The sequence below is a fragment of the Planococcus koreensis genome (assembly GCF_004761975.1).
Classification (GTDB): Bacteria; Bacillota; Bacilli; order Bacillales_A; family Planococcaceae; genus Planococcus; species Planococcus koreensis.
Genome location: NZ_RQII01000041.1, coordinates 21,675 through 28,316, shown reverse-complemented (window position 1 = coordinate 28,316; position 6,642 = coordinate 21,675). Strand labels below are relative to the sequence as shown.

General features: G+C 47.1%; 5 protein-coding genes. 3 read left to right on the top strand and 2 right to left on the bottom strand.

The features are described from left to right. A partial coding sequence (locus EGV91_RS09890; RefSeq protein ID WP_135503247.1) for a transglycosylase domain-containing protein occupies positions 1–2,069 on the bottom strand: 2,069 nt, incomplete at its 3' end. Positions 2,070–2,482: 413 nt separating this feature from the next. On the opposite strand from EGV91_RS09890, the gene tyrS reads away from it, so the two are divergent. Continuing rightward, the gene (tyrS, locus tag EGV91_RS09885; protein ID WP_135503244.1) at positions 2,483–3,751 is read left to right on the top strand and encodes a tyrosine--tRNA ligase; all 1,269 of its coding nucleotides are present in this window, start codon (positions 2,483–2,485) and stop codon (positions 3,749–3,751) included. A gap of 160 nt (positions 3,752–3,911) precedes the next feature. Next, a complete protein-coding gene (locus EGV91_RS17500; protein ID WP_135503241.1) occupies positions 3,912–4,763 on the top strand; it encodes a general stress protein in 852 nt (283 codons plus the stop codon). A 36-nt stretch (positions 4,764–4,799) separates the two neighbouring features. Here the strand turns inward: EGV91_RS17500 and EGV91_RS09875 are convergent, their stop codons facing one another. Then, complete coding sequence (locus tag EGV91_RS09875) at positions 4,800–5,606, bottom strand: cobalamin-binding protein (protein WP_135503238.1); 807 nt, start codon at positions 5,604–5,606, stop codon at positions 4,800–4,802. Positions 5,607–5,792: 186 nt separating this feature from the next. On the opposite strand from EGV91_RS09875, the gene EGV91_RS09870 reads away from it, so the two are divergent. Beyond that, positions 5,793–6,638 (top strand): STAS domain-containing protein, encoded by an 846-nt coding sequence (locus EGV91_RS09870; RefSeq protein WP_135503235.1) that lies wholly within the window; start codon positions 5,793–5,795, stop codon positions 6,636–6,638. Positions 6,639–6,642 lie beyond the last annotated feature (4 nt).

Below are 6,642 nucleotides of genomic sequence, written 5' to 3'. Positions count from 1 at the left end.
TTTTGGTTTTTAAAATTGTCCAATGAATATTTTTCTTTGTCGTAGCCGAGCCATACGCTCATCGTTACGTTCGGGTTGTATCCGACAAGCCAGACATCGCGCGTTTCTTGGGTGGTACCAGTTTTACCGGCAAAATCGCTGCCGAAATCGAGCAATCCGTTTGCCCGGTTAGCAGTGCCGCGGTCGGTTTTAAAGACGTCGCGGAGCATATCGGTCAAAACATAGGCTGCTTGAGGTGTATAAATTTCTTTTTCTTCGACTTTATGTTCAAAGATGATATTGCCGTCTGCGTCTTCGATGCGGGAAATCATATGGGTTCCTACTCGTTTTCCGCCATTGGCAACTGTCGCATAGCCGCTGGTCACTTCTTCAACAGAACCTTCGATCCCGCCGCCCAGAGCAGCAGATGCGTTATAGTTTTCATTTTCCACTACTGTAGAAAAGCCGTTATTCATCAAGTACTGGATCGGCAAATCTTCTTTGATCTGTGCGAACAAGCGGAGCGCCGGCAAGTTTTGGGACTCGGCAAGCGCATTGCGTGCAGGCATGATGCCCTGTTCGCTGGTCGCGGTGAAGTTGGCCGGTTCGTAGCTGTTTCCGTTGTCGTTCATTGTGAACTTCACATCGACAACCGGGCTGCCTGCGCCGATTGCACCTAATTCAAGTGCAGGTCCATATACCAATAAAGGCTTAACGGTCGACCCAATGGAGCGGAAGGCTTGGGTTGCGTGATTCAGCGCCTCGACTTTGTGGTCGCGGCCGCCGACAAAGCTCAGGATGCGTCCTGTGCTGTTTTCGACGGTCATACTGCCGACCTGGACCGGCAATTGCTTGGTGATTTCTTTGCCGTCTTCATCCGTAGCTTGGATGCTTAACGTCGTGCCGTAACCGTTATAGGCATCTTTCGCTTTTTCCTGTGCATCGTACAAATCTTTGTTGATCGTCGAATGGATGCGGTAACCGTTTGAACGCACGGCGCGATCCGCTAAAATAGCGTACTCTTCGTATAGTTTATCGTTCTCTGTCAGTTCGACAGGATCAATGCCGTCTTGTTCCGCGAGCACATCCATGATGATGCGGTTTGCGCGGCTTTGCAATTCAGCAGTGATATAAGGGTATCTTTCAAAGGAGCTGGATTCGCCTGTGCGGAAATCTTTCGTGATGTCGTAGGCGACAGCTTCTTTGTATTCCGCGTCAGTGATGTAATTCGTTTCGTTCATACGGAACAAGACTGTTTTCATCCGGTTGATGCCGTGCTGCAATAGCTCTTCGCTTTTCAGCTTGCCGCCATCCGAAGAATAAGGCGTATAGCGGTAAGGCGCTTTCGGGATACCCGCAATGAATGCTGCCTGAGGCAGGTTCAATTCACTTGCCGACACATTGAATAAGGCGTTTGCCGCTGTTTCAATGCCGGCAATATTTGCGCCCGATGAACTTCTTCCATAAGGAATGATGTTCAAGTAAGCTTCGAGAATCTCATCTTTTTCCATGAATTTCTCCAAGCGCATCGCAAGCAAAATTTCTTTCGCTTTGCGTTCATAGGAAACTTCGTTGGTGAGAATTTGGTTTTTAATCAGCTGTTGCGTCAGCGTCGAGCCGCCTGTCTGGCTGTCCGAGTTTGATACATCCTGGAACAAGCCGCGGAAAATGGCTTTCGGGACAATGCCTTCGTGCTCCGAGAAATATTCATCCTCTGTTGCCAGGACAGCATCGATTGCGTAATCTGACACTTTATCGAGCGTTGTTTCTTTGCGCTCGAGATCTGTCTGGATGTTGCCGATATATACTTCGTTGTCGAAGTACATTTCGGATGTTTCGTTGTAGCTGTAAATCTGTTGCTTCATTTCGTCCGGTGTGCGGAGCTTTTCCTCGTCGACTAACGATGCGAAATACCCGGCACCGACCGAAGCAGCAAAAACACCGCCCGTAATGAGAATAATGAATAGCAGAATCGCTAAATTCCAAAAGACGCCGGTGGTGATATTAAGCCTTCTATACCATTTGGTGGCGGTCCATTTATTGTAAGTTTCTTCAGATCGACTGAGAACTTTCCTGAATTTTTCTTGCACAATATTCCCCCCCTAAAATCTCGTTCCATTATAGCATATTCTCGTATTTTCAACTAAAAAGATTGACAATATCAGAGAATAAAGTAAACTTATTTTTATATAATTTATATGAAAACGAAGAAGGGTCCGAAGTAGGGCGTGCGAACTTTGTCTAGAGAGCCGGTGGATGGTGCAAACCGGTCAAAGCGCAGCGGCTGAATTACAGGCTTGGAGTTTGCGGCTGTGCCCCGTTCGGCACATATTGAGTCGGGAGAATCGGATTCTCCAAGCTGGGTGGTACCGCGCAAATGCGCCCCTGCATGAACTATCATGCAGGGGCGTTTTTATTTTGCCCAACTCTTCTTCAGTTTCATCAAGGTTGTTTTCATTGAATGGCAAGGCACAGAAGTGGAAGCTCAAGAGGAGGAATTGGAATGGTTAACGAATTATTGGATGATTTAAAATGGAGAGGCCTGATTTACCAGCAGACCGATGAAGAGGGATTAGCGGCATTGCTGGAAGCACAGAAAATTTCATTGTACTGCGGTGTCGACCCGACTGCAGACAGCATGCACATTGGACACATTGTTCCGTTGTTGACGCTAAGACGTTTCCAGCTGCACGGCCACCAACCGATTTTGTTGGTAGGCGGCGCGACTGGGACGATCGGCGATCCATCAGGAAGAAATGAAGAGCGCCAGCTGCAGACGATGGAGCAGATTGACCGGAATGTACAGGGCATCAAAGTCCAGATGGAGCAGATTTTTGATTTTTCATCGGACAACGGAGCGGTGATGGTCAACAACAACGACTGGATCGGCAAGATGAGCATAATTGAGTTTTTGCGGGATTACGGCAAATTGATTTCCGTCAATTACATGCTGGCAAAAGATTCGGTGGCATCGCGGCTGGAAACGGGGATCTCGTTCACCGAGTTTTCCTACACATTGATTCAAGCGATCGACTTCAACCATTTATACGACAATTTCAATTGCCGTGTGCAAGTCGGCGGTTCGGACCAGTGGGGCAATATCACCTCCGGCCTGGAAGTGATCCGTAAAACACATGATGCGGAAGACACCAAAGCGTTCGGTATAACGATTCCGCTGGTGACAAAAGCGGATGGCACGAAATTTGGAAAATCCGCTGGCGGTTCCGTGTGGCTTGATCCGAAAAAGACGTCGCCATACGAATTCTACCAGTTCTGGATCAACACGGCGGATTCGGATGTCATCAAATACTTGAAAATCTTCACGTTTATCAGCCGTGAAGAAATCGAAGAACTTGAAAAATCCGTAGAAGCGGAAGCGCATCTGCGCAAAGCCCAAATCGTGTTAGCAGAAGAAATGACCAAGCTGATCCACGGCGAAGGGGCTCTTGAGGATGCACAGCGCATCACAAAAGCATTGTTCAGCGGTGATTTGAAAGCTTTGTCAGCCAATGAAATGCGCGCTGCATTCAAAGACGTCCCTTCAGTTGAACTTTCCAAAGAACCGAAATCAATCGTCGATTTGATTGTCGAAGCAGGAATTTCCCCGTCAAAACGCCAAGCACGTGAGGACGTAACCAATGGTGCGATTTCCGTCAACGGCGAGAAAGTGACAGACCTGGAATACGTCATCGATGAAAAAGACCGCCTCGAAGATGCCTTCGCGATTTTGCGCAGAGGCAAGAAGAAATACCATATGGTTCAATTCAATTAAATGAAAAGATTGTAGAACGAGGACAGGCCTAATCTCCTGTCCTTTTTCTTGTTTTTTGGGAACTGTGTGTTTTAAAAAATAAAGCGGCGGGTAACCAATCACTAGAAACAATTTTTAGACATAAATTAATAAATCCAAATTCACAGGAGGCGTTAACACGATGTCAAGAATGGTAGGTTCGTACAATTCAGAAAACGAAGCGATTCGAGCAATTGAGGATTTAAAAACACAGGGGTATCGTTCAGAAGATATTTCGGTGCTCAGCAAAGATAAAGGAGAAACCAAACACGTTACTGAAAAAACAGGTACACATGCAGGAGAAGGTGCTGCTACTGGCGCGTTGACAGGCGGTGCGCTTGGCGGCCTTGGCGGTGTACTTGCCGGCATCGGAGCATTAGCCATCCCAGGTATAGGCCCGATCGTAGCGGCAGGCCCGATAGTCGCCGGCCTCACAGGAGCAGCAGCGGGTGCAGGTGTTGGAGGTTTGGCAGGCGCATTGATTGGCGCCGGCATACCGGAAGACGAAGCGAAAGAATATGAAGGCCATTTCAACGATGGAGCTATCTTGGTCATGGTTAATGACTCAAAATCGGCGATTCCAGACAGCAGCGACCGAGATCGCTTTGCAGATAGCGATCGGAATTCGACACTTTCAGGAGACAGAACAGTCATTGGCAGCGACGGCGATGTCCGGCATGAACGCGGGCAAGCATCGGAGACCCATGCCGGGCACAGAAGCACTGGGCGCAACGACCATGATTTATTTGATGATGAAGCGCGGACCGCTGGATTGGGAAGCAACCGTGACTTGCTGGATGGCAATAAGCGGAGCAGCGGTTTAGGGAGCGATGAAGGTTTATTGCATGATACCGGGCGGCGCTCAGGTTCAGACAATAGCTATGACCGCGATCCCCTGATTGGCGGCGAAAACGATACCACCATCAGAGGAGACCGCGATTCACATTTTGATGACAGCGATGATCCAAGTAAACGAGGACGTGCAGGATTGTAGGTAAAAAGAAAGCCAACCTTTGCTGGTTGGCTTTTTTTATAATTGCTTTTTCTTGATAAACTGCGGCAGTTCCATATCTTCGAAAAGAAGCGGGTGAATGAGTTTGCCTAAGCGGATAGCACCTTCGATCAAACGGGGGGAAGGCCGGCAATATAACTCCTCTTCCATAATGTGGATTTCTTCGTAAGCCTTCATATTTTCCCAGCCTGGCCGCTTGCGGACCAATTCAGGTTTAACTTTAGAAGTCATGATGCCGACCCAGGCCAGGAGAATATAATCGGGATCCCGTTTTTCAACATCGGCCCAATCAGTCTGGATATTTGCTGATTCAATATCGGAAAAGGTATTTCTGGCACCTGTAATTTCACTGATTTCGCTAAGCCAGTTGATATTTCCAGGAGTGAAAACGGGCTTCGGCCACCATTCCCAATAAAGGGAAGGGCGTGTCTCAGCCGCGGCCGACCGTTTTTTGATTTCTTCAATCACTTGTTGATAAGCATTATATACAGGCAAAGCATCAATGCCGCAGGCTTCACCGACCGCAAGCAAATCGCTGCCAATTTCAGCGAGCGATTGCGGATTCAAAATTAAGTGGGGGATTTTTCGCTTTTTGAGTTCCTCAATATTCTTTTCCATGCCGGGTACGCTGAGCGAAGCCAAAACCAAATCTGGTTTTAACGCTTGCAATTCGTCCATCCGAATGGCGAGGTCAGGTCCGAGCCTCGGCAAAGAATCAATCGGTTTCGGCCAATCCGAGTAATCGTCGACGCCTACCAGCAGATGTTCTGCGTCTAAAAAAGCGAGAAGTTCCGTGTTGCTCGGGCATATTGATATGATCCGCATTGAGATGCACCTCCGGTTTGGTCCAGTTTATCATATTCCGGTTTTTGCGTGAAATGCTGTAGGCTGGAGAATGAAAATTTTAGGTATTCAAATATAACTGGAAAAATTCGGTCCATTAATGCACGTTTAACATTAATGTATTATTATAGAGAAAAGTGGTTTGGATTGAACAGAAGGAGAGACGGCATGATTAAGAATCAGGCATTGCATGATTACATAGGTGAACGGACTTGGGATTTAACTGAAAAGTGGTATGAAACGCTTGATAAAAGCAAAGGCGGGGTATACGGCACAAACGACCCTGAAAAAATAGCGATTCTCAAAAACCAGAATCATGAATTTCACAAACGGTTTTGTTCAATGTTTTTAAAAGAAGAAAACGAATTTCATGAAAACTTCCACGAATGGATCAAGGAAATCGCGGAAGATGAGGCACATTTGGAGACGCCTCTTGTTGCCGTAATTGAAGAATTTTTTAGAACACAATTGCAGTATTTAGAAATGATCGGCGATTATACAGCGAAGAATCAGGATGAAGTCAGCCTGGAGCAATTGAACGAATGGAATTTAGCGATTGTCAATACAATATCCAAAGTGATTGTTGAATTCAGTTCACAGAATACGAAAGCGGCACAGGACCGGCTGGACAAACAGCAGCAGATGATTGTAGAAATGAGTGCGCCTGTCATCTTGCTGACGAAGAATGCAGGCTTGCTGCCGTTGATCGGAGAAGTCACTTCCCACCGGGCAGCAATCATTTTTGAAAAAACCTTGGCGCAGAGCTCGAAGCACAATCTGGAAAGGCTGTTCATCGATTTATCGGGTGTGCCGGTTATCGATACGATGGTTGCCCAGCAGATTTTCCAGCTGATCAGTGGTTTGGAAATAATCGGCGTTAAAGCGGCATTGTCAGGCATCAGCCCGGTAATTGCACAGACAGCTGTCCATTTGGGCATCAAGTTCATAGACATCGAAGTCTATAACACGCTGGCTCAAGCATTGAAACAAAACGAAATCCATTTTTATAAATAAATGC

Excerpts from the sequence above, each read along its gene's own strand:
- EGV91_RS17500 (WP_135503241.1), top strand. The coding sequence starts at position 3,912 with ATGTCAAGAATGGTAGGTTCGTACAATTCAGAAAACGAAGCGATTCGA.
- tyrS (WP_135503244.1), top strand. The coding sequence starts at position 2,483 with ATGGTTAACGAATTATTGGATGATTTAAAATGGAGAGGCCTGATTTAC.
- EGV91_RS09875 (WP_135503238.1), bottom strand. The coding sequence starts at position 5,606 with ATGCGGATCATATCAATATGCCCGAGCAACACGGAACTTCTCGCTTTT.
- EGV91_RS09870 (WP_135503235.1), top strand. The coding sequence starts at position 5,793 with ATGATTAAGAATCAGGCATTGCATGATTACATAGGTGAACGGACTTGG.